This is a genomic window from Bacteroides parvus, from assembly GCF_017309675.2.
Classification (GTDB): Bacteria; Bacteroidota; Bacteroidia; order Bacteroidales; family Bacteroidaceae; genus Bacteroides; species Bacteroides uniformis.
The window spans coordinates 1,668,479-1,693,394 of record NZ_CP084680.1 but is presented as its reverse complement, the minus strand read 5'-3'; the positions used below and the strand labels follow the sequence as shown (position 1 = coordinate 1,693,394).

Here is a 24,916-nt window from a genome sequence, read left to right as displayed (position 1 = left end):
TCATGGATAAAATCTATCTTTCAAAATATATTCCTCTATATAATCTATCGTTATTCTTGAATAAAAAACATTTATTGGGTTAATTAGTACATCACCAATTAAAAGAGTAGAATGAAATGTTACAATAACGTGCTCATTATCAGCTTTTAATTATTCAAAACGGTATGAAATGGGTACTTTGAGATACTTACCTCCCTTTGCCATATACCTTTATAGATAATATACAATAGAATAAACCCTGTTCTACGGCAAACATAAACAGTTGTTTTTCAACAATATACAATTATTATAGTTCCGCGAAAACTCTGGTGATTTCGTACATCGGTATGAAGACTCAAGAAGTAATAATCAAACCGAGCGTAAAAGTGGTTATGACGCCTGATACAGAGATACTTGATGAAGTAACAGTAGTGGCTTATGGCACTAAACGCAAACAAGATTTGGTGGGCTCTATCAGCAGTGTAAAGAATGAGATTATCAGTAATTCACAAGCTACATCCGTGTCCAATGCACTAGAAGGAGCTGTGGCCGGTTTGCAGGTTGTAAGCTCTTCCGGCCAGCCGGGACAAGATGCCAATATCGTATTGCGCGGTATCGGTTCTATTTCGGCCAGCAACAATGCGCTGATTGTAGTAGATGGTGTGCCCTTCAACGGTAAGTTGTCGGACATCAACCCTACGGACATTGCTTCAGTGAACGTGTCGAAAGATGCTGTATCCAACTCTTTGTATGGTTCTCGTGCAGCTGGTGGTGTGGTCATGATTACTACCAAGACCGGACGCAAAGACAAGGTGGCCATCAACTTTAACGGTACCTGGGGTGTGGCACAGCGTGCGTACAAAGATTATGATATGGCTACTGATCCGGAAGAGTTCTACCGTTTGTCTTGGTATGGTCTTCGTAATACTTATTGGGCGGCTGGAAAATCCATTGAAGACTCTAATTTAGCAGCCAGTCAGGATTTACTGGGCGAACTAGGTAATTACAATGCTTATATCATCCCGCAAGGAGAATATTTAGTAACACCTGATGGAAAACTTAATCCCAATGCACGTTTGCGTTATAATGATTCGTTTGCCGATGCCTTGTTCGACAATGCCTTCCGCCAAGAATACAATGTATCTGCATCGGGTGGTAATGACCGTACAGATTTTTATGTATCTATGGGCTTTTTGGATAATGACTCTTATGTGTTAGGTTCTTCTTATGAGCGTTTTACAGCTCGTGCCAACGTTAACTCTCAGTTGAAATCCTGGTTGAAGGTAGGTACCAATGTAGGATATTCCAAAGCAACTCAGAATGGTGTACAAGAGAATGCCGGAGCTGCCTCCAATCCTTTCGAAGTAGCACGATCTTGGGCTCCTATCTTTCCGGTTCATGCCTATGATGCAGAAGGTAACATGAAATATTATGAGGATGGAAGCCCCATGTATGATGCCGGAAATGGTGAAACAGACGGTACATCTAAACGTCCTACGGCTACTAACCAGAATGTGATAGCCAACATGAAAGAAGACATCCGTGAAACTGTGTATAACAACCTGACTTCACGCTCGTATCTGGAAATCTCGTTTTTGAAGCATTTCAAGTTTACAGCAAACTATAGTTATGATTTCACGAACAGTAGCCAGACAGTATTCTACACTCCGCTTATCGGTGACGGACAGTCTTTCGGTGGTCGTGGTACAAAAGGAAGCTACAACACTACGACTACCAACTTCAACCAGATTCTGGCTTACAGCAATGTATTTGGCGATAACCACCACTTGTCGGCCAAGATAGGTCACGAGTACTACAAGTATGAATATCAGTATTTGGCAGGACAGAAGACCAACTTCTTTAATCCGAACAATCCGGAACTAGACAACGGTGGACAAATGCAATACATCAATAGCTACACGGCAAACCATAACATCGAGGGGTATTTCGGTATGGCAGACTACGACTATAGCAATAAATATTACGTTTCTGCCGCTTTCCGTCGCGACGGTACTTCCCGCTTTTTGGACCGTTGGGGTAATTTCTGGTCGGTAGGTGCTGCTTGGCGTATTTCCAACGAAGCATTCATGGAAGGTACAAATTCTTGGTTGAACGACTTGAAACTGCGTGCATCTTATGGTACCCAGGGGAATGAAAGCATCCTTTCAGAGTATGACTATGCCTATGTATACACGCCTTACCAAGACCAATACACAGTTACTTGGAATGGTTCAGAGTTGGGTTATTCACCGGAGTTCTACGGTAATCCGGACCTGACCTGGGAAAAGCAGAAGACTTTTGACGTGGGGGTCGATTTCCGTCTCTTCGATAGAGTATACGGTTCATTCGAATATTTTTATCGTCGTACGGATGATATGCTTTTCAAGCGTCCCGTAGCTTTCTCTACAGCCGGACGGCCGTATAACTGGGAAAATCTGGGTGCGATGAAGAACACTGGTATAGAGTTTGAAGTGAATGTGGATATCTTCAATCAGCCTGACCTGAAGTGGACGGTATCGCTCGTAGGCTCCCACTACAAGAACCGTATTGTGACATTACCCGAAGAAAACCGTAAAGATGGCATCACTTCCGGGCCGTTCAATCTGCGCGAAGGTAAGAGCCGTTTTGAGTACTATACTTATATGTATGCAGGCATAGACGAAAAAGGAAATGCCATGTGGTACATGGATGAGACAAACGAGAAAGGGGAAGTGACAGGCCGTACTACCACCACCACTTATGCAGACGCAACCCGCTACTTCATTGGAAAATCTGCACTGCCCGATTTCAACGGCGGTTTGAGCACTACTTTTTCTTACAAGGGAATTGACCTTTCTATAGCAACGGCTTTCCAAATTGGTGGCTATGCTTATGACTACTCTTATCTGTCCGGCATGAGTTCTTCATTCTACGTAGGTCATAATAAGGATATGTGGAAAACATTCAACCCTGAGACCGGTCAAGGTTCACTTCCTATTTGGAATGCTGACAATGCTTCCAACTCTTTCACTCAGCAGTCAGACCTCAATCTGATAAAGGCCAGCTACTTCAGCATACGTAACATCACTTTGGGCTACACATTGCCGAAGAACCTGATGCAGAAATTGGGTGTTGAGAAACTGCGTATCTATGCTACGGCAGATAATCTCGGCTTGTGGTCCAAACGTCAAGGATTTGACCCTCGTGTGGCAATGGCTGGTTCTGATGATGAATATGGAGGCTATTCTCCGATGCGTGTAATTTCCGGAGGTATCAACCTTACATTCTAAACTAAAAAATAAAATTGTATATGAAGATAATGAAATATATGATGCAGGTGCTCCTTGTCGGGGGCCTGCTTACATCTTGCATTGAAGATGCTGATGTTACCGCTTATTTGACTGAAGACCAACTGGGCAATGTGGCTCAGGAAGATCCTGATAAGGCTTTTTCAGCTGCTGTGGCAGGTATGTATACTGATATGCAACAGTATGTTGACGTCAATATGAGTCACAACTATTTCGGCCAAAAGAGTTTTGATTACTTAACATCGCTGATGGGCAATGATATGATTATGACCGGACGTTTCGCCATGAGTATGTATCATTATTTGCTGGACTATTGGCAACAGAGTTATACTCCAACCAACAACCGTTGGAAAGAGTACTATCGTGTCATAGCCAATGCCAACGATATCCTCAAGCTTATTGACCCCAGCAGTGAAGATCCCGCCAATTTGAAATATCGTGCCATCGCCCTTGGTTTCCGTGGCTACGCCTACTTGCAACTGACTTACTTATATCAGTATTCTTACTATACCGGTGCGGATGGAACAAAATGGGGTCGTGGAGAGAAATATGACTTCTCCCAGTCACCGTGCGTACCGCTTATTACAGAGGATACGGAAGGTGACCAGCCACGTGCTACTGTAGCTCAAATCTATGAACAAATCAAGAGTGACCTTACTACTGCTTTCGACTTGTTCAAGGATTTGGATATGACGCGTACTTCCTCACCCACTGATATGGATGGCTGCGTAGTAGCTATGCATTTGGCTCGTGCGAACATGGTTATCCATGAATGGGATGAGGCGATAAAGTATGCGCAAGTGGTGATTGATAATTTCCCTATATTGCAGAGTGAAGACCAGATACTCCAGGGATTCAGTAATATCAGCTTACCGGATGTAGTATTCGGATGTGATATTACAGCAGATAATAGTACGACTTATATGTCTTTCTTCTCGCAGATGGATGCTTATGGTGATGGGTATGCCGGCATCGGTGTATGGCGTGCTGCATTTAAGCCATTAGTAGACCGTATCGCGGATACTGATATCCGTCTGCAATGGTTCTGCTGCGACCGTTCTACAGGTGTAACAGATGATTCCGGTAATCGTACAACATTGATTCGTGACACTCAGTCTCCAGTTGCCGTGGAATACCAAGCTGTAAAATTTATCGGTACAGGTCGTGATAATATCAAGGCCGGTGTGTTCAGTGGATGGGAACTGGGAGATTATATTTACCTGCGCTCAGAAGAAGCTTACATGATAAAAATGGAAGCTTTGGCTCACAAGGGTTCTGCAGAAGCAGTGACTGAACTGAATAGCTTTATGAAGACTCGCCAGCCCGATTATAATTACACTTTCACGAACAAGGCTGACCTGATAGAGGAAATCATTTATCAGAAACGTGTAGAGTTCTGGGGTGAAGGTTTGGAATATATTGATAATCGTCGTTTGAATATTCCTGTAGATCGTACAGATGAAACTTGGGGCGCAGAAAATAATAATCACTTCTCTGCCGGTAAGTTCCGTTATAACCAAGAAGACAGGCCGTTCCTTTACCAGTTACCTCTCTCTGAAATAGAGAATAATTCTCAGCTTTCTCCGAGCGACCAGAATTAATACTTCAAAGGACATGTTATACGGAAAAATGACACAGAAGCGCTATCTGTGCAGACTAATCAAGCTGCATTACCCCAACAATAATAATGCGGCAATTATGATGATTCATCCGGTTGAACATACCGGAATTTCATAATAAAGTGTTTTTGAGAAGCCACTCATTGCGAAATGGGTGGCTTTCTTCTCTTAATCCAACAAAAGACTTCAGGGGGAAGTGTTATTTCAAGATTACATATCTTCCAAAGAAAGCCCTTTATAAGAAACAGAGCAGTTTTTCCATTCTTTGTTGATTGTGACTTTTTTCTTCAATATCCCCCAACCTATCCGTTCAGGATTGTGTTTAATTTCGACCAATTCATAAAATGAAAAAATACGATGTCGGTCTTTCATCCGTTGATTTCAATAAAAGTGAGGTCTTACCGATGCGCCTTCTTCCTACTAAAACCGGCATTTGCGATTCTTCTTGAAACTGTTCTGCTATATTCTTTAAAACAGCCAACTCTTTTTTGACCATAGAATTTCATAATACACCTATTATTTTACATCAAGTCCACTATTATCCGTAGTGTACATTACGATAATACTAATTAAAGACGATATTTGTATAAAATGAATTTATTTTTGAACTTTTACACAAAAAACTATAAAGTAATTTATTTAAGATCCTTTAGAAATAACCTCATAAGTTCATTAGTTTTTTATCCGACAAACACAGACTTTCTCTATTTGAAATAGGAATAGTTATTCTGTAATTTAAAATAGTATTTACATGAAATGCAATATTCTTATGGATGAAATAAATAATACAAGTAAATATTCAACGAAAAATAAACAAATGATAGATATTGACATAATCACCCATTCTTTTAAAAAGAGGAATGCTAATTTTACAACTGCAGTACATTAATTAACACTCAAATAACTATTAATCAAAATATTACATTTGTTAATGGTATCACATAAGTAAGGTTTTGTTTATTGTAGACCCATATAGGACAGCTTTGAAAAGAGTATTCCTTGTTTTAGCCAATTCTTTGACTTATTGTATATTCTTTATTATCAACAGAATACAGATAGTGTAGTTCCGCGAAAACTCTGGTAATTTCGTACATTGGCATGCAGACTCAAGAGGTCTCGATAAAACCTAATTTAAAAGTGATTTTGAAAAATAATGCAGAACTCCTTGATGAAGTGATAGTAACAGCTTATGGTACTGCTAAGAAGTCGGCATTCACAGGTTCAGCGAGCGTAGTATCATCTGAAGATATTGGCAAAATTCAAAGTAGTAATGTAGCCAATGCTTTGAGTGGAAAAGTGTCTGGTGTTCAACTCAACAACAACTCTGGTCAACCTGGTTCCACAAAGCCGACTATCCGTATCCGAGGTATCAGTTCTATCAATGCAGGGAATGACCCACTTATTATTCTTGATGGTGTTCCTTACGATGGTGACATGAATAATATATCTTCTCAAGATATTGAGTCCATGACCGTGTTGAAAGATGCTGCATCCAACGCATTATATGGCGCTCGTGGTGCTAATGGAGTGATTATTATCACTACTAAAAAAGGAAATTCAGGGCAAGCGCGGGTGACGGTAGATGCCAAATGGGGCTCCAACTCACGTGGTACACAAGACTATAAAACAGTATCCAACCCTGCACAATATTATGAGATGTATTATGGTGCATTAAAAAACTATTTAATAAACTCGAAAGGTTACACTCCTAATGATGCACATATCTTTGCAGCAACAAATATGGCTGCACATGATGCCAACAATGACTACTCATTGGGGTACAACGCTTATAATGTTCCTCAAGGTCAATACCTCATCGGAAGCAATGGCAAATTGAATCCCAATGCAGTACTGGGCAATATTGTTGAATATGGAGGTCAACAATACCTAATTCGTCCAGACAAGTGGCTGGATGAAGTTTACAGCCATGGCTTGCGCCAGGAATATAACGTCAATGTATCTGCTGGAACGGATAAGTCCTCATTTTATACTTCTGTTAGTTACCTAAACAATGAAGGTATTACCGTTAATTCTAACTATGAGCGCCTGACCGGTCGTTTGAAAGCTGACTACCAAGTAAAAGATTGGCTGAAAGTAGGTGCAAATATGGCCTATACTTATTTTAATGCAAATTCTTTGAGTGAAGACGGTTCATCAGCTTCTTCTGGTAATGTGTTTGCCATTTCTACCCGTATTGCTCCTATTTATCCTATGTATATTCGTGATGGAGAAGGCAATATTATGATTGATAAAAATGGCTATAAAATGTATGATTATGGTGATGGTGAGAATGGCGGTCTGGGACGTCCATTCATGTCAGGTTCCAATGCTTATTCTGCCACTATGCTGAATGAAAACAATGCTGAAGGTAATGCAATTAATGCTATGGGATTCGCAGAACTTCGTTTCCTTAAAGATTTCAAATTCACTTGGACCAGTAGTGTAAATGTGGATGAAACTCGCTCTACAGCTTTTACCAACCCTTATTATGGGCAATATGCCAGTCAGAACGGCATGCTCTATAAATACCATACCCGAAATCTGGCCTATAATCATCAACAATTACTGAACTGGAAACGTAGCTTTGGTTCGCATAATCTGGATGTGATGTTGGGACATGAATCTTACCGCTACAAATACTATTATTTATATGCCAGCAAGTCCAACATGTTCGACCCGACTAATCATGAATTAGCTGGTGCCATCACTGAGAACGGTAATAACTCATACACTACGGATTATAATACGGAAGGCTATTTCGGTCGTGTACAATATGACTATAACGAAAAATATTTTCTTTCTGGCTCTTATCGCCGTGATGCTTCTTCACGCTTCCATCCAGATCATCGTTGGGGTAATTTCTGGTCCGCCGGTGCTGCATGGATTATTTCCAAAGAGGACTTCTTCGATGTGCCCTGGATTAACCTATTGAAACTTAAAGCCTCTTATGGTTCACAAGGAAACGACAATATAGGTAACTATCGTTATGTAAATACTTACATTATTGAAAATTCAGCTGGTACTCCTGCTGCCACCCCTGATGCTATGGGAAATAAGGAGATTACTTGGGAAACCAATGGCAACTTTAATGCCGGTATAGAATTCGAATTGTTTAGCCAGCGTCTTACCGGTAATGTGGAATATTTTGTTCGCAAAACAACGGATATGCTGTTTACTTTCCCGCTGGCTCCGTCTTTTGGTTACAGTTACTATTATGCCAATGTAGGTGACATGCGCAATATGGGTGTGGAAATGGAGTTAACAGGTACCCCCATTAAGACTAATGATCTGGAATGGAATCTACGGTTAAACTTGACGCATTATAAAAACAAAATCACTTATCTTCCCGAAAAGCGTAAGACTCTAGATTTGGGAGGACATGGAGGATATAGCAGTGGCAGTTACTTCTATGGCGAAGGATTGCCCCTTTACACTTACCGTCTCCAGAAATATGCAGGTGTCAATGAAAATGGTGAAGCACTCTATTATGTAGATGTAAAGGACCAGAACGGTAAGGTGACGGGACGTACAACCACCACCAACTATTCAAGTGCTACTTATTATGACTGTGGTACAGCCTTACCCGACGTTTATGGTGGTTTTGGTACAACATTGACTTATAAAGGATTTGATTTGACTGTAGACTTCAACTATCAAATTGGCGGACAAGTATATGATGGTGACTATGCCAGCATGATGGGCTCACCCAGCAGCAGTAGCAAAGGAAGCGCTTTCCACGCTGACTTATTGAATGCTTGGACACCGGAACACCATACTAACATTCCTCGTCTACAGTTTGGTGACAACTATACAGCAGCTTCATCAGACCGATTCTTAACTGACGCTTCTTACTTAAACCTGCAAAGTGTAAACTTCGGCTATACACTACCATCAACATTAAGTCGTCGGGCAGGTATTGAAAAAATACGTCTCTACTTCTCTGGTGAAAACTTATGGTTATGGTCTAAGCGTCAAGGACTTGATCCGCGTCAAAGTATCACTGGTGCTGTAACCTCCGCATATTATGCACCGATGCGTACTATTTCAGGCGGTGTTACTTTGACATTCTAATTGTAAAATTAACTTGTAAATGAAATGAATATGAAAAGAAATATATCTAAATTGCTAATTGGAGTTTGTCTCTCTTCGTCCATGCTGATAAACACTGGCTGTATTGAAGAAACATTTCCCACCAATGCTGCGACCGAAGACCAAGTAACCTCCTCTGAGGAAGCTGCTGGAGCTATGCTGTGGTCTATGCATGCTATGCTTAATACCTATGCGATAGATGTTGACCGTAGTAGACATTTTGACTGGGGGTACGGTTCTATCATGCACATTCGTGATGTACAAACTGGCGACATGCCCATTTCTTCTTCAGGTTATGACCACTATTGGCCATGGGAAGAAAACATATATCAAGGTGAAAGCTATATTTATAATCAATTCGTATGGAACTTCTATTGGAGAAATGTACTAGCGGCAAATAAGTTGCTGGCAGCCTTCCCACTGGAAACATCTTCGAATGTAGAAAAAGGTTACGTAGGTGCTGCCCATGCTTTTCGCGCTCTGATGTATTTAGACATGGCACGTATGTATGAATATCTGCCTACAGACGGAACTTCCATGCCAAACGACGCTGGTAATGATGTGACCAATCTTACTGTACCCATTGTTACGGAAAAGACCACCGAAGAAGAATCATACAACAATCCTCGCGTTACCCGCGAAAAAATGGCAGAATTTATTCTCTCTGATTTGCAAGCAGCCGAAGAAAACATTGTTTATCTTACCGAAAGTTCTCGTGCGCTGCCCCATCTGGATGCCGTGTATGGTCTGATGGCTCGCTACTATATGTGGTTGGAAGACTATCCTAATGCTAAAACTTATGCTCGTAAAGCCATCGATGAATCGAAATTGAAGCCTATGACACAAGAAGATTGCCTTAGCACTTCCAAAGGATTCAACACATTAAGCTGTTGGATTTGGGGTTCACAGTTGGTAAAAGAAAATGATGTGGTACAAACCGGTATCGTAAACTGGACTTCATGGATGTCTAATGAGACTTCTTTCGGATATGCAGCACAACGTGTTGGCGGTCCGTACACAATGATAGACGCCAATATGTATAGCCGTATAAACGACAATGATTTTCGTAAGCGCATGTGGAAGGCTCCTCAAGGCACAGCCTTGGATGGTAAGACAAACTTTCTGACTTCTGCCAATCCGAAATATGGAAACTTTGGCACTTGGTTGCCTTCTTATGCTTCTGTCAAGTTCCGTCCTGGTGAAGGTAACCCTGATGATGTAAATTTGGCAGCAGCTATAGCTTACCCATTGATGCGTGTGGAAGAGATGTACTTCATTGAGGCTGAAGCCGCTGAGCATGTGGCTGCAGGTACTGGTAAAGTACTTTTGGAAAATTTCATGAATACATACCGTTTGGCTAATGATGCTCCGGAAGGTACTAAATATGTTTGCTCCGTTACCGATGTTGTAGACGAAATTATTTTCCAAAAACGTGTCGAATTGTGGGGTGAAGGACAGACTTTCTTTGATATTAAACGCTTGGATATGCCTATAGATCGTACTTACAAAGGTAGTAACTTTTATTCCAATACACAATTCAAAACCACACGCCGCCCCGCTTGGATGAACTTCTGCATTGTACAAACTGAGAAAAACAGTAATGCTGCGTTGAGAGGCTATGAAAACCCCGATCCAAGTCAAGTCTATTAATCTAAAGTTCTATTTTTAAAGAAATCAAAATATGAATAAATCAATTAAATATAGTTTTATGGCTTTATCAACGGTATTTGTACTTGGGTTCAGCGCATGTACCGAAGAATGCGACTACGTTCCGGCTCAACAAGTGAACGCTGACTGCATCAAAGCATCATTTGTAAGCGATGGAGAACAAAACATTATAGATGCCAATTCTGAGAAGAAAGTAACCATTACCGTAAATCGCCAAAAAACAGATAGCGAACACACCACGCGATTAAAAGCATTATCTACTAATGATAGTCATTTTATCATACCCGAAAGTGTAACTTTTGCCGCAGGTGCAAACACTGCCACGTTTGATATCATATTCTCTGATGTCGAAGCCGAGGAATATTACACTTACAGCGTAGCATTAGACGAAGCGGACATAGATAGCTATTCGGAAAGTACAATTGCCAATACTACCGGCAGCGTGTTGCAACAAGCTTACTGGGATACGCCAATAGGTGTAGGTGAATTTACACTCTCGGGATTAGGCGCTGTACTTCCTTGTGAAGTACTTCAGACCAGCGAAGCTTCAACCTGGTTCAAAGCAGTAGCTCCTGCTGCTGAAGGAAATGATATTATATTCAAAGTTAATGCTGACAATTCTGTACGAATGAGGGAGACGCCAGTTTGCCTAGTAAACGTAGGATTGCCGGAACCGCAAATGCTTTATATCAATATCAATCCCACTTACGGTGGTTCCTATAATCCTGACACACGCACTATTACTGTGGTTTTAGATTACACATGTTCAGCAGGTCCACTGGGAACTTTCCAAGACACTTTTACGCTTCCTGCAAGTAAATAAGTCATAGAGAAATTAAATAATAAATATTTAAGGGTAGAAAAAGATGGTTTAAAGAATCTTTCTCTACCCTTTTTTTAAATCTGTAGAATGTGCAAATAAAAGCGATAATCAACTTAAAAAAACAATAACTATCAATAACCCATAATCTTATAAAAATATCGTATGTCTGCAATTAGATAAATACATGAATATGAACTCTAAAAAAATAGCTCTATATCATTAGTGAATGTTATGATACTGGTAAGACTACAGTATCATAATGCTATTGGATCGCACAATGAATACATTATACAAGGTTTATCCAATGGAGAATCTAAAAGTGTACTTACATGTATCGTGCTTCGTAGACTTTATGGAAAAGAATTGCGACAATAGGAATATCCTCTCTCCAATAAACAGCAAGCCTGAATAGCCCTACACGATACGGAAGTCGGTGCAGATCACAAAAACAGATTCTTCACCCCGGTGACATAATTCTATGTAAACTACATTTTCTTATAATAACTCTTCCTCACCAGAAAATGTAAATCTGAGGGAAAAATCGTAATATTGTCTATTTATTTAAAATAGGGGAAATTGCATAGTACCCTATGAATAAGATAGGTAGGACAGTATCTACATAACCCTTATAATTTTGAATAGTATTTTACATAAGACTTTATATTCTTATGGATGGTACGAACAACACTAGTAAATAATTGATAAAAAACAACCAAATGATGAATATTGACAAAAGTGTTCCTATTTTTAATAAGGAGAAATCCTGACTTTATAGCTATAACATATTAGCATAGAATCAATATATTATAAATCAGGATATTACCATTACAAATAGTATCATATAAGTAGATTGCCATTTACAGTGGATATGTATAGAGTATCTTCTCTAGAGGATTACTTTATTTCAGGAGCTCTTTTTATTTATTTTATATTGCTTATTATCAACAATATAGACTTATTGTAGTTCCGCGAAAACTTTGGTGATTTCGTACATTGGCATGCAGACTCAAGAAGTAATAATCAAACCGAGCGTAAAAGTGGTTATGACGCCTGATACAGAGATACTTGATGAAGTAACAGTAGTGGCTTATGGCACTAAACGCAAACAAGATTTGGTGGGCTCTATCAGCAGTGTAAAGAATGAGATTATCAGTAATTCACAAGCTACATCCGTGTCCAATGCACTAGAAGGAGCTGTGGCCGGTTTGCAGGTTGTAAGCTCTTCCGGCCAGCCGGGACAAGATGCCAATATCGTATTGCGCGGTATCGGTTCTATTTCGGCCAGCAACAATGCGCTGATTGTAGTAGATGGTGTGCCCTTCAACGGTAAGTTGTCGGACATCAACCCTACGGACATTGCTTCAGTGAACGTGTCGAAAGATGCTGTATCCAACTCTTTGTATGGTTCTCGTGCAGCTGGTGGTGTGGTCATGATTACTACCAAGACCGGACGCAAAGACAAGGTGGCCATCAACTTTAACGGTACCTGGGGTGTGGCACAGCGTGCGTACAAAGATTATGATATGGCTACTGATCCGGAAGAGTTCTACCGTTTGTCTTGGTATGGTCTTCGTAATACTTATTGGGCGGCTGGAAAATCCATTGAAGACTCTAATTTAGCAGCCAGTCAGGATTTACTGGGCGAACTAGGTAATTACAATGCTTATATCATCCCGCAAGGAGAATATTTAGTAACACCTGATGGAAAACTTAATCCCAATGCACGTTTGCGTTATAATGATTCGTTTGCCGATGCCTTGTTCGACAATGCCTTCCGCCAAGAATACAATGTATCTGCATCGGGTGGTAATGACCGTACAGATTTTTATGTATCTATGGGCTTTTTGGATAATGACTCTTATGTGTTAGGTTCTTCTTATGAGCGTTTTACAGCTCGTGCCAACGTTAACTCTCAGTTGAAATCCTGGTTGAAGGTAGGTACCAATGTAGGATATTCCAAAGCAACTCAGAATGGTGTACAAGAGAATGCCGGAGCTGCCTCCAATCCTTTCGAAGTAGCACGATCTTGGGCTCCTATCTTTCCGGTTCATGCCTATGATGCAGAAGGTAACATGAAATATTATGAGGATGGAAGCCCCATGTATGATGCCGGAAATGGTGAAACAGACGGTACATCTAAACGTCCTACGGCTACTAACCAGAATGTGATAGCCAACATGAAAGAAGACATCCGTGAAACTGTGTATAACAACCTGACTTCACGCTCGTATCTGGAAATCTCGTTTTTGAAGCATTTCAAGTTTACAGCAAACTATAGTTATGATTTCACGAACAGTAGCCAGACAGTATTCTACACTCCGCTTATCGGTGACGGACAGTCTTTCGGTGGTCGTGGTACAAAAGGAAGCTACAACACTACGACTACCAACTTCAACCAGATTCTGGCTTACAGCAATGTATTTGGCGATAACCACCACTTGTCGGCCAAGATAGGTCACGAGTACTACAAGTATGAATATCAGTATTTGGCAGGACAGAAGACCAACTTCTTTAATCCGAACAATCCGGAACTAGACAACGGTGGACAAATGCAATACATCAATAGCTACACGGCAAACCATAACATCGAGGGGTATTTCGGTATGGCAGACTACGACTATAGCAATAAATATTACGTTTCTGCCGCTTTCCGTCGCGACGGTACTTCCCGCTTTTTGGACCGTTGGGGTAATTTCTGGTCGGTAGGTGCTGCTTGGCGTATTTCCAACGAAGCATTCATGGAAGGTACAAATTCTTGGTTGAACGACTTGAAACTGCGTGCATCTTATGGTACCCAGGGGAATGAAAGCATCCTTTCAGAGTATGACTATGCCTATGTATACACGCCTTACCAAGACCAATACACAGTTACTTGGAATGGTTCAGAGTTGGGTTATTCACCGGAGTTCTACGGTAATCCGGACCTGACCTGGGAAAAGCAGAAGACTTTTGACGTGGGGGTCGATTTCCGTCTCTTCGATAGAGTATACGGTTCATTCGAATATTTTTATCGTCGTACGGATGATATGCTTTTCAAGCGTCCCGTAGCTTTCTCTACAGCCGGACGGCCGTATAACTGGGAAAATCTGGGTGCGATGAAGAACACTGGTATAGAGTTTGAAGTGAATGTGGATATCTTCAATCAGCCTGACCTGAAGTGGACGGTATCGCTCGTAGGCTCCCACTACAAGAACCGTATTGTGACATTACCCGAAGAAAACCGTAAAGATGGCATCACTTCCGGGCCGTTCAATCTGCGCGAAGGTAAGAGCCGTTTTGAGTACTATACTTATATGTATGCAGGCATAGACGAAAAAGGAAATGCCATGTGGTACATGGATGAGACAAACGAGAAAGGGGAAGTGACAGGCCGTACTACCACCACCACTTATGCAGACGCAACCCGCTACTTCATTGGAAAATCTGCACTGCCCGATTTCAACGGCGGTTTGAGCACTACTTTTTCTTACAAGGGAATTGACCTTTCTATAGCAACGGCTTTCCAAATTGGTGGCTATGCTTATGACTACTCTTATCTGTCCGGCATGAGTTCTTCATTCTACGTAGGTCATAATAAGGATATGTGGAAAACATTCAACCCTGAGACCGGTCAAGGTTCACTTCCTATTTGGAATGCTGACAATGCTTCCAACTCTTTCACTCAGCAGTCAGACCTCAATCTGATAAAGGCCAGCTACTTCAGCATACGTAACATCACTTTGGGCTACACATTGCCGAAGAACCTGATGCAGAAATTGGGTGTTGAGAAACTGCGTATCTATGCTACGGCAGATAATCTCGGCTTGTGGTCCAAACGTCAAGGATTTGACCCTCGTGTGGCAATGGCTGGTTCTGATGATGAATATGGAGGCTATTCTCCGATGCGTGTAATTTCCGGAGGTATCAACCTTACATTCTAAACTAAAAAATAAAATTGTATATGAAGATAATGAAATATATGATGCAGGTGCTCCTTGTCGGGGGCCTGCTTACATCTTGCATTGAAGATGCTGATGTTACCGCTTATTTGACTGAAGACCAACTGGGCAATGTGGCTCAGGAAGATCCTGATAAGGCTTTTTCAGCTGCTGTGGCAGGTATGTATACTGATATGCAACAGTATGTTGACGTCAATATGAGTCACAACTATTTCGGCCAAAAGAGTTTTGATTACTTAACATCGCTGATGGGCAATGATATGATTATGACCGGACGTTTCGCCATGAGTATGTATCATTATTTGCTGGACTATTGGCAACAGAGTTATACTCCAACCAACAACCGTTGGAAAGAGTACTATCGTGTCATAGCCAATGCCAACGATATCCTCAAGCTTATTGACCCCAGCAGTGAAGATCCCGCCAATTTGAAATATCGTGCCATCGCCCTTGGTTTCCGTGGCTACGCCTACTTGCAACTGACTTACTTATATCAGTATTCTTACTATACCGGTGCGGATGGAACAAAATGGGGTCGTGGAGAGAAATATGACTTCTCCCAGTCACCGTGCGTACCGCTTATTACAGAGGATACGGAAGGTGACCAGCCACGTGCTACTGTAGCTCAAATCTATGAACAAATCAAGAGTGACCTTACTACTGCTTTCGACTTGTTCAAGGATTTGGATATGACGCGTACTTCCTCACCCACTGATATGGATGGCTGCGTAGTAGCTATGCATTTGGCTCGTGCGAACATGGTTATCCATGAATGGGATGAGGCGATAAAGTATGCGCAAGTGGTGATTGATAATTTCCCTATATTGCAGAGTGAAGACCAGATACTCCAGGGATTCAGTAATATCAGCTTACCGGATGTAGTATTCGGATGTGATATTACAGCAGATAATAGTACGACTTATATGTCTTTCTTCTCGCAGATGGATGCTTATGGTGATGGGTATGCCGGCATCGGTGTATGGCGTGCTGCATTTAAGCCATTAGTAGACCGTATCGCGGATACTGATATCCGTCTGCAATGGTTCTGCTGCGACCGTTCTACAGGTGTAACAGATGATTCCGGTAATCGTACAACATTGATTCGTGACACTCAGTCTCCAGTTGCCGTGGAATACCAAGCTGTAAAATTTATCGGTACAGGTCGTGATAATATCAAGGCCGGTGTGTTCAGTGGATGGGAACTGGGAGATTATATTTACCTGCGCTCAGAAGAAGCTTACATGATAAAAATGGAAGCTTTGGCTCACAAGGGTTCTGCAGAAGCAGTGACTGAACTGAATAGCTTTATGAAGACTCGCCAGCCCGATTATAATTACACTTTCACGAACAAGGCTGACCTGATAGAGGAAATCATTTATCAGAAACGTGTAGAGTTCTGGGGTGAAGGTTTGGAATATATTGATAATCGTCGTTTGAATATTCCTGTAGATCGTACAGATGAAACTTGGGGCGCAGAAAATAATAATCACTTCTCTGCCGGTAAGTTCCGTTATAACCAAGAAGACAGGCCGTTCCTTTACCAGTTACCTCTCTCTGAAATAGAGAATAATTCTCAGCTTTCTCCGAGCGACCAGAATTAATACTTCAAAGGACATGTTATACGGAAAAATGACACAGAAGCGCTATCTGTGCAGACTAATCAAGCTGCATTACCCCAACAATAATAATGCGGCAATTATGATGATTCATCCGGTTGAACATACCGGAATTTCATAATAAAGTGTTTTTGAGAAGCCACTCATTGCGAAATGGGTGGCTTTCTTCTCTTAATCCAACAAAAGACTTCAGGGGGAAGTGTTATTTCAAGATTACATATCTTCCAAAGAAAGCCCTTTATAAGAAACAGAGCAGTTTTTCCATTCTTTGTTGATTGTGACTTTTTTCTTCAATATCCCCCAACCTATCCGTTCAGGATTGTGTTTAATTTCGACCAATTCATAAAATGAAAAAATACGATGTCGGTCTTTCATCCGTTGATTTCAATAAAAGTGAGGTCTTACCGATGCGCCTTCTTCCTACTAAAACCGGCATTTGCGATTCTTCTTGAAACTGTTCTGCTATATTCTTTAAAACAGCCAACTCTTTTTTGACCATAGAATTTCATAATACACCTATTATTTTACATCAAGTCCACTATTATCCGTAGTGTACATTACGATAATACTAATTAAAGACGATATTTGTATAAAATGAATTTATTTTTGAACTTTTACACAAAAAACTATAAAGTAATTTATTTAAGATCCTTTAGAAATAACCTCATAAGTTCATTAGTTTTTTATCCGACAAACACAGACTTTCTCTATTTGAAATAGGAATAGTTATTCTGTAATTTAAAATAGTATTTACATGAAATGCAATATTCTTATGGATGAAATAAATAATACAAGTAAATATTCAACGAAAAATAAACAAATGATAGATATTGACATAATCACCCATTCTTTTAAAAAGAGGAATGCTAATTTTACAACTGCAGTACATTAATTAACACTCAAATAACTATTAATCAAAATATTACATTTGTTAATGGTATCACATAAGTAAGGTTTTGTTTATTGTAGACCCATATAGGACAGCTTTGAAAAGAGTATTCCTTGTTTTAGCCAATTCTTTGACTTATTGTATATTCTTTATTATCAACAGAATACAGATAGTGTAGTTCCGCGAAAACTCTGGTGATTTCGTTTGTTGGTATGCAAACCCAAGAAGTAACGATTAAACCTCATGTAAAGGTAATTTTGAAATCCGATTCTGAGCTGCTTGAAGAGGTTGTGGTTACCGGTTACGGTACATTTAAAAAAGCATCATTTACCGGAGCTGCTTCTACTGTAAACACTTCCACCTTGGAAGATGTACCTGTTCTTTCTGTTGCCGACAAGCTTTCTGGTAATGTCGCTGGTGTTACTTTTGGTTCAAGTTCAAGTAATCCAGGTTCTGTAAGCAGTATTCGTGTACGTGGTATGGGTTCCATCAATGCCGGAAACAATCCGCTTTATGTTATTGACGGAACACCGGTAACAAGTGGAGACTTATCCGAGTTCACTTATAGTGATGCAGGAACTGATATTCTGTCTTCACTCAATACCAATGACATCGAGTCTATCACAGTTATCAAAGATGCGGCGGCTGCCTCTCTTTACGGCTCGCGTGCTGCTAACGGTGTTGTGGTCATTACGACGAAAAGCGGAAAACAAGGTAAAACAAATGTAAGTTTCCGCTCTGACTGGGGTTTTTCAAACATGGCAATAGATTATCGTCCTATGCTCGACGGTGACTCACGCCGCGAACTCTTATGGACCGGTCTCAAGAATTATGGATTATACAGCGGAAACATGTCCGATGCAGATGCCGCAACTTTTGCAGACCAGAACATCGAGGACTTCGCTTCAAAACCCTCAACCGGATGGACGGATTGGAAAGACCTGCTTTTCCGTAACGGTTCTCATCAGAACTACCAGCTGAGCGTATCTGGCGGCAACGACCGTACCAAATTCTACACCTCAGCCGCTTATACCAATCAGGAAGGCATCATTTACAAACAAGGTCTGGAACGTTTCACTGGTAATGCAAACCTCACTCATAAGTTTGGAGACTTTGAAGTTCAGGTTACAAGCCAATTTTCAAAAGTAAGACAAAACAAAACCAATGAAGCTACCTCCTATGATGGGCCTGTAGCCAATTATGCATTCTTCCAAAGCCCCTCATCAACTCCCTATAATGAAGACGGCACATTAAACAATGGTTGCGGCATATTTGGAGTCAATCCTTTGTATGAAAGAGAGCACAGCTCTGACGTTTATACCCTGATGAAGGCATTTAATACAATCAAGTTGACCTATAATATTTGGGACAAGTTAAATTTAAGTGAAAAGATTGCTTATGATTACGCACAAGGTACCAATGATGTTCTTTGGGACAGACACTCAAACAATGGCGCTCCAGGTGGTGTCATGCAGCGCATTGTCAATCGTAATGACCAGCTGAATACACAAACCCAGCTCTCTTACATCAACTCTTTCGGCCTGCACAATATTGATGCCCTGCTTGGTTTTGAAACACAAGATACGGAATATGCTTTCAACTATATGGCAGGCCAAGACTATCCGGGTGATTTGTACGAATTGACAAATGCCGGTTCAACAAGTGCCGAAACCAACAGACAGAGCTATCGCATGACTTCGTTCCTCGGACGTGCCAATTATAACTACGCAGACAGATATTATCTCGGTCTCAGCTATCGTACCGACGGAAGTTCACGTCTGGCAAGAGAAAACCGTTGGGGAAGTTTCTGGTCGGTTTCCGGAGCATGGAGATTCATAGACGAAAGTTTTCTGAATCCCGTCAAGAGTGTATTGACAGATGGAAAGCTCCGTGTGTCATATGGTGTAAACGGAACGCAACCATCAGACTATTACGCTTATATGAATCTTTATAAATATGGAGTCATATACAATGGACAGTCAGGAATGTCAATCGTCGGAATTGCAAACCCGGACCTGAAATGGGAAAAGAACAAAACATGGAATATCGGTCTCGACTTTTCATTCATTGACCGTATCTCCGTAACATTCGACTACTATCAGCGTAAAACCAGTGACCTTATATACGACCTCCCCGTATCACAAGTCGGAGGATATTATGATGGCGATTACGGATATACCACTCCGCAGAACATCGGTTCACTGAAGAACTCCGGTTTTGAGTTGACCATTACATCAACCAATTTCAGAAACAAGGATTTCACATGGACCACTTCTCTGAACATGGCACATAACAGCAACAAACTGACCAAACTGGATGGCCAGCAGAATGAAATCGTATCAGGACCACTGATTCACCGTGTAGGCGAACCTTACTATTCATACTATGTTTATGAATACGCCGGAGTCGACGCTGAGACCGGTAAAGAAATGTTCTACCTGAATGACGGAACAGAGAATGCCCGCAAGACAACAACCAATATCTCTGAAGCCAACAAAACTATTGTAGGCAAGCATCAGGCTAGTATAGAAGGCGGTCTTACCAACAACCTCAAATGGAAGTTTATTGACTTGGGCTTCACTTTCACTTATTCATTGGGTGGTGATGCTTTTGACTACTCCACTTGGCAGCACTCCAATGGCGGTTCACATCTATACGATGGTGCCGTACCGACATACTACGACATCTCAAAGATGTGGACCGGCCCGGGCGACACGAATGCCACATTGCCTAAATTTGAATATGGAAGCGTAGCTTCACTGTCTTCACGCTGGCTGATGCCTACTGATTATCTACGTCTGAAGAACCTCACATTAGGTGTAAGCATTCCGCAAAACTATATCAGCAAGCTTGGGCTCAGCAAAGCCAGAATCTACTTCTCTGGTTCCAACCTGCTTACATGGAAGTCTAAAGACTTATTTGTAGATCCGGAAATGCGTGTAGACGGACTATGCACATTTGAGACTCCGGCATTGAGAACATATACATTCGGAATAGAATTGAATTTCTAACTAATAAAGATACGAAAATGAAAATATTAAAGACATTATACACAGCAACGCTTTGCGCAGCTATGGCAGTCAGCACTTCATCATGCCTCAACAGTTGGCTGGATCAGTCACCCGCAGACGGAATAGATGCTGAAACCGCAATCAAGAACAGCGATGATTTGGCCAATGTGCGGACGGGACTTTATGCTGCCGTTAAAGGTAACAGTAGCCTAATTAATTATTATGGACGCCTCATGTTCGTATACGGTGACATGAGAGGGGAAGATATCCAATATGAATATAACGGTGGAAGTGGAAGAGCAAACTTCTACTACTATATGGAATATACAACTGCCGACAATTTCACCACCTCAACAGCCGTATGGCAGATGCCTTATGTAGTCATAGCACGCGCCAACCGTCTGATTCAGGCAGCAGAAAGTGGCAACCTGACCGACGCGGCAGAGGCAAAAGCCACTATTGACCAATATGATGCAGAAGCAAAAGTTCTGCGTGCCATGGCACTGTTTGACCTTACACGTATCTACGGTAAACCTTATACGGTAGATCAAGGCAGCTCACTCGGTGTGCCCATCGCTACCTCCCCGCTGGAATCGACAGAAAAGCCAAGCCGCAGCACGGTAGCCCAATGTTATGAGGCTATTGAAAAGGATTTGACAGATGCAATCAACTCAAATGCACTGCCCAAAACCAATGAAGTGGGTTATGTCAACCTTTGGGCTGCCAAAGCCTTGCAGGTACGTGTATATATGACAAAAGGCGAATGGAGCAAGGCTTTATCCGTAGCTGAAGACATCATATCAAACTCGTCTTACAAACTTTGGGAACCGTCAGAATATGTTGCTGCATGGAGCAAAAGTGATGCCAATCATTCAAAAGAAATCATGTTCGAGATTTCCATCAACAACAATACTGACTGGACAGACCGTGAAGGTATTGCCTACTTATATGCAGACAAGGCTGGCGCTTCTCCCGGATATGGAGATGTAATTGTCACAAAAGACTTCTCTGACATGCTTACATCCGACCCGGCAGACATCCGTAACGACATATTATTGGCAGCGGCAGCAGGAGGATTTGACAAACGTAAAGTTTACATCAACAAAATGCCTGCTGTAAACGGAGATGTACGTTACTCCAATGTCCCATTGCTGCGCTTGTCAGAAGTTTACTTGTCAGCAGCAGAAGCAGCTTTCCAAGCCGGAGACAAGAACAAGGCTGCCAACTTGCTGAACGATATCATCTCCAACCGCACAACGGATGAAAGCAAACAAGTAACCAGCGGAAACATCACATTAGACCGCATCTACATCGAACGCCGCAAGGAACTTGTAGGTGAAGGACAGCGCTACTTCGATGTTATGCGCCGAGGTGAAACCGTTACACGCTACACGGACGTTAATGACAGAGGATGGCACGACGTATTGAGCGAAGAAGCGCGTACATTCAACCGCGACTCCAAGAAAGCGCTCCCGTTGATTCCCGTCGGTGAAATCAATGCCAATCCGAACATAGAACAAAATCCAGGCTATTAATCAATAGTAGCCTAAAGAAACTTGGGAATTTTCCCAATGTGTTTTTATAAATAAAGTGTTTAGAGGAGGTGTGCCAGTGATGGTATGCCTCCTTCTTTCAATATATCCACCAATATAGGTTTCACTCCGCTGACAAAACACTCAACGGCAATAACCATCAGGATAAGTCCCATTAGGCGCATCATCACATTGTTTCCCGTCTCACCCAAAATTTTGACCAACCGCGTGGAAGCACGCAATATGAAAAAGGTAATCAGATAAATAAAGGCAATCATTCCTATAAGAACTCCTTTCATCTGAATGGTGTGGGCATCCTGCATCAGCACAATGGCATTGGCTATGGCACCAGGACCACAAAGCATCGGAATTCCAAGAGGAGTAATGGAAATATCATCGGCATAAGTCTTGATTTCCTCGTCTTTCAGCTTCATTGGGGTATAACGGGCTTGCAGCATATCGAAGCCAATCTTAAAGATAATAACTCCACCGGCAATACGGAAACCATTGGTAGAGATACCGAAGAACTTAAAGAGGAACTGTCCCGCAAACGTAAAAACCATAATCGTAATAAAGGCAACCAAAGTGGCGCGCGATACTACCGACTGCCGTTCACGGTCTGTCATTCCATGCGTCATGGTCAAAAACACCGGCATGGTGCCGAGAGGGTTTGTCAACGTAAAGAAGGAGGTAAAACAAAGTAAAGCGAAAGGTAAGATTGTGTCCATAGCTGTATAATATACGTTTCTGCAGACAAAAGTACAACTAAAAATTTCAATGTCACAAAATCTGCATCAATTCTTTCAGATTACTGATATGATAAGTCGGTTGGAAAGGCAGTTCTTCCTTCCCTGTTACATTATAAAACACTTGGTGCATGCCCACTCCTTTGGCTCCTGCCACATCATTCTCCCAACTATCGCCTATCATCAAAGAATCACGCACTTCGGATTGTGTGGCAGAAAGTGCAAAATGAAAGATTTCGGGCCAGGGCTTCAAGACACCGATGTCATCAGAGAGAACAATCTTCTTAAAAAAGCGGTCGATACCCGCCGAACGCATCTTATGACATTGCAGTTCTTGGAAACCATTGGAAAGGATATAGAGGTTATATTTCCCCGCCAAATATTCCAGCACCTCATAAGCATGCGGCATCAGCCGATTTTTTGTGGGAATGACCGAAAAGAAATCATCAGAAAAAGCCTCAGCCAAAGCAACATCCCTCGCCCCTACTGCCTCCAGAGGATATAGGAAACGCTGGCGGTTCAACTCTTCCTTACTGACCTGCCCTCTACCGTATTCTTCCCACAGCTCTGTATTACGATGCTGATAAAGAGTATAGAAATGCAGGAAAGAGCGAAAGAAACGACCATAGTCATACTTGTGATACATTTCTTCGAATGTATCACGTGCATTAAGGGAAAATGCCCAAAGCGTATCGTCCAGATCAAAAAAGAGGTTTTTATATTGAGATGCCATTACTTAAAGGAAAGGTATATATAAAAATAGACGCAGATTATCAATTCCAATAACCTGCGTCCGTTCTGTATCAATCTTATAACAGTGTTATTTTACTTGGATTACCAAATACTTGGACACACTCCAGAAGTCTTTCGGATTTGTAATCTTCAAAGTCAGCTGTCCTTTATCATCTTTCTCCAACGCATAAGAGCCAGCAGGATGAGTGGTCAAGATATCAGCATCTTTGGAGTATAGTTTAATCTCTTTTGTCGTACGGATATCCACTTGTGTAAAGTAGTCCTTGTTGATATCAGAATCTTTCAGCACCTGGCCTTTTTTGAAAAGCCCGGTATTTGTCAATATCTTCTGGTCTTTCAGCTCCTTCTTTGTGCCAAACACAAACCAAGCTGTGTTAAGTGCCTTATCTTGCTCGGCAACGGTTTTGGCCTTCGCCTCATTTTCGGCAGTCAATTCCTCCTTCTCACTAGACAAGCCGGTCACGGCAGCATCCAGTTCCTGGATACGGATATTCTTGGAAGCCAGCTCAGCCTGCAATTCTTCAATACGCTGGGTCTTTGCCACCAACTCCTGAGTCAAAGATTCTACAGCTCTCTTCAACTGAACAGAGTTGTTTTTGCTGTTCTTCAACATAGATTGCAGTTTGGCAATCTGCTCCTTGTTCTCTTCCATCTGTTTACGGATAAATTCAATGTCCGACGCAATCTGCTGCTTGGCATTCAAAGAGCCTTCTGCCACAGCGCCACGTTGCAAATCCACACGGCTCTCCGCCGCATTAATCTGGCGGAATCCCTCTGAAATATCATTGAAAGTACCCATCATCTCGTCTAATTCAGCATTACGCTGAGTCAGTTCCATCAATAAAGAATCATTTTCAGCTTTCAGCTGGTTCTTACTGCCACCAGAGAAACTGTCACACGAAGCCATTACAGCCGCGCATACAATTAAAACTGCTAACTTTTTCATACGCTTTCGTTTTACGTTTG

The 24,916-nt window shown here is 41.6% G+C and carries 14 protein-coding genes; 9 read left to right on the top strand and 5 right to left on the bottom strand.

What is annotated here, in order from left to right:
* Positions 1–275: 275 nt before the first annotated feature.
* The gene (locus tag JXR92_RS06725; protein WP_226791318.1) at positions 276–3,248 is read left to right on the top strand and encodes a SusC/RagA family TonB-linked outer membrane protein; all 2,973 of its coding nucleotides are present in this window, start codon (positions 276–278) and stop codon (positions 3,246–3,248) included.
* Positions 3,249–3,268: 20 nt separating this feature from the next.
* Positions 3,269–4,867 (top strand): RagB/SusD family nutrient uptake outer membrane protein, encoded by a 1,599-nt coding sequence (locus JXR92_RS06720; RefSeq protein ID WP_138346592.1) that lies wholly within the window; start codon positions 3,269–3,271, stop codon positions 4,865–4,867.
* A 228-nt stretch (positions 4,868–5,095) separates the two neighbouring features.
* On the opposite strand, the gene JXR92_RS06715 is transcribed toward JXR92_RS06720, so the two are convergent.
* On the bottom strand, positions 5,096–5,257 hold the full coding sequence (locus JXR92_RS06715) for a hypothetical protein (protein ID WP_165491379.1): 162 nt from the start codon (positions 5,255–5,257) through the stop codon (positions 5,096–5,098).
* Positions 5,258–5,962: 705 nt separating this feature from the next.
* On the opposite strand from JXR92_RS06715, the gene JXR92_RS06710 reads away from it, so the two are divergent.
* From JXR92_RS06710 to JXR92_RS06690, 5 genes are all read left to right on the top strand, one after another.
* Entirely contained in the window at positions 5,963–8,956 is a 2,994-nt protein-coding gene (locus tag JXR92_RS06710) for a SusC/RagA family TonB-linked outer membrane protein (protein ID WP_226791317.1), read from the top strand.
* Between the two features lie 24 nt (positions 8,957–8,980).
* Positions 8,981–10,624, top strand: a complete 1,644-nt coding sequence (locus tag JXR92_RS06705) for a RagB/SusD family nutrient uptake outer membrane protein (RefSeq protein WP_138346602.1) — start codon at positions 8,981–8,983, stop codon at positions 10,622–10,624.
* Between the two features lie 31 nt (positions 10,625–10,655).
* Positions 10,656–11,465: a hypothetical protein gene (locus JXR92_RS06700; RefSeq protein WP_174646375.1), complete on the top strand. Its 810-nt coding sequence runs from the start codon at positions 10,656–10,658 to the stop codon at positions 11,463–11,465.
* A 977-nt stretch (positions 11,466–12,442) separates the two neighbouring features.
* The gene (locus tag JXR92_RS06695; RefSeq protein ID WP_262905193.1) at positions 12,443–15,385 is read left to right on the top strand and encodes a SusC/RagA family TonB-linked outer membrane protein; all 2,943 of its coding nucleotides are present in this window, start codon (positions 12,443–12,445) and stop codon (positions 15,383–15,385) included.
* Between the two features lie 20 nt (positions 15,386–15,405).
* Positions 15,406–17,004 carry a RagB/SusD family nutrient uptake outer membrane protein gene (locus JXR92_RS06690; protein WP_138346592.1) on the top strand — a complete coding sequence of 533 codons (1,599 nt, stop codon included), beginning with the start codon at positions 15,406–15,408 and terminating at the stop codon, positions 17,002–17,004.
* Positions 17,005–17,232: 228 nt separating this feature from the next.
* On the opposite strand, the gene JXR92_RS06685 is transcribed toward JXR92_RS06690, so the two are convergent.
* The gene (locus JXR92_RS06685; RefSeq protein WP_165491379.1) at positions 17,233–17,394 is read right to left on the bottom strand and encodes a hypothetical protein; all 162 of its coding nucleotides are present in this window, start codon (positions 17,392–17,394) and stop codon (positions 17,233–17,235) included.
* Between the two features lie 705 nt (positions 17,395–18,099).
* On the opposite strand from JXR92_RS06685, the gene JXR92_RS06680 reads away from it, so the two are divergent.
* On the top strand, positions 18,100–20,919 hold the full coding sequence (locus JXR92_RS06680; RefSeq protein WP_229096242.1) for a SusC/RagA family TonB-linked outer membrane protein: 2,820 nt from the start codon (positions 18,100–18,102) through the stop codon (positions 20,917–20,919).
* Positions 20,920–20,936: 17 nt separating this feature from the next.
* Positions 20,937–22,454 (top strand): RagB/SusD family nutrient uptake outer membrane protein, encoded by a 1,518-nt coding sequence (locus JXR92_RS06675; protein WP_005828430.1) that lies wholly within the window; start codon positions 20,937–20,939, stop codon positions 22,452–22,454.
* Between the two features lie 59 nt (positions 22,455–22,513).
* On the opposite strand, the gene JXR92_RS06670 is transcribed toward JXR92_RS06675, so the two are convergent.
* The 3 genes from JXR92_RS06670 to JXR92_RS06660 form a co-directional block, all read right to left on the bottom strand.
* Positions 22,514–23,179, bottom strand: a complete 666-nt coding sequence (locus JXR92_RS06670) for a MarC family protein (protein ID WP_008665785.1) — start codon at positions 23,177–23,179, stop codon at positions 22,514–22,516.
* A gap of 52 nt (positions 23,180–23,231) precedes the next feature.
* Positions 23,232–23,930, bottom strand: a complete 699-nt coding sequence (locus JXR92_RS06665; protein ID WP_118931246.1) for a YjjG family noncanonical pyrimidine nucleotidase — start codon at positions 23,928–23,930, stop codon at positions 23,232–23,234.
* Between the two features lie 87 nt (positions 23,931–24,017).
* Positions 24,018–24,896 (bottom strand): Cbp1 family collagen-binding glycoprotein adhesin, encoded by an 879-nt coding sequence (locus tag JXR92_RS06660; RefSeq protein WP_005828438.1) that lies wholly within the window; start codon positions 24,894–24,896, stop codon positions 24,018–24,020.
* Positions 24,897–24,916: the final 20 nt, after the last annotated feature.

Bases quoted from the DNA above. Each gene is read 5' to 3' on its own strand.
- JXR92_RS06660 (WP_005828438.1), bottom strand. From the start codon at position 24,896: ATGAAAAAGTTAGCAGTTTTAATTGTATGCGCGGCTGTAATGGCTTCG.
- JXR92_RS06690 (WP_138346592.1), top strand. From the start codon at position 15,406: ATGAAGATAATGAAATATATGATGCAGGTGCTCCTTGTCGGGGGCCTG.
- JXR92_RS06665 (WP_118931246.1), bottom strand. From the start codon at position 23,930: ATGGCATCTCAATATAAAAACCTCTTTTTTGATCTGGACGATACGCTT.
- JXR92_RS06715 (WP_165491379.1), bottom strand. From the start codon at position 5,257: ATGAAAGACCGACATCGTATTTTTTCATTTTATGAATTGGTCGAAATT.
- JXR92_RS06705 (WP_138346602.1), top strand. From the start codon at position 8,981: ATGAATATGAAAAGAAATATATCTAAATTGCTAATTGGAGTTTGTCTC.
- JXR92_RS06720 (WP_138346592.1), top strand. From the start codon at position 3,269: ATGAAGATAATGAAATATATGATGCAGGTGCTCCTTGTCGGGGGCCTG.
- JXR92_RS06685 (WP_165491379.1), bottom strand. From the start codon at position 17,394: ATGAAAGACCGACATCGTATTTTTTCATTTTATGAATTGGTCGAAATT.
- JXR92_RS06670 (WP_008665785.1), bottom strand. From the start codon at position 23,179: ATGGACACAATCTTACCTTTCGCTTTACTTTGTTTTACCTCCTTCTTT.
- JXR92_RS06675 (WP_005828430.1), top strand. From the start codon at position 20,937: ATGAAAATATTAAAGACATTATACACAGCAACGCTTTGCGCAGCTATG.
- JXR92_RS06700 (WP_174646375.1), top strand. From the start codon at position 10,656: ATGAATAAATCAATTAAATATAGTTTTATGGCTTTATCAACGGTATTT.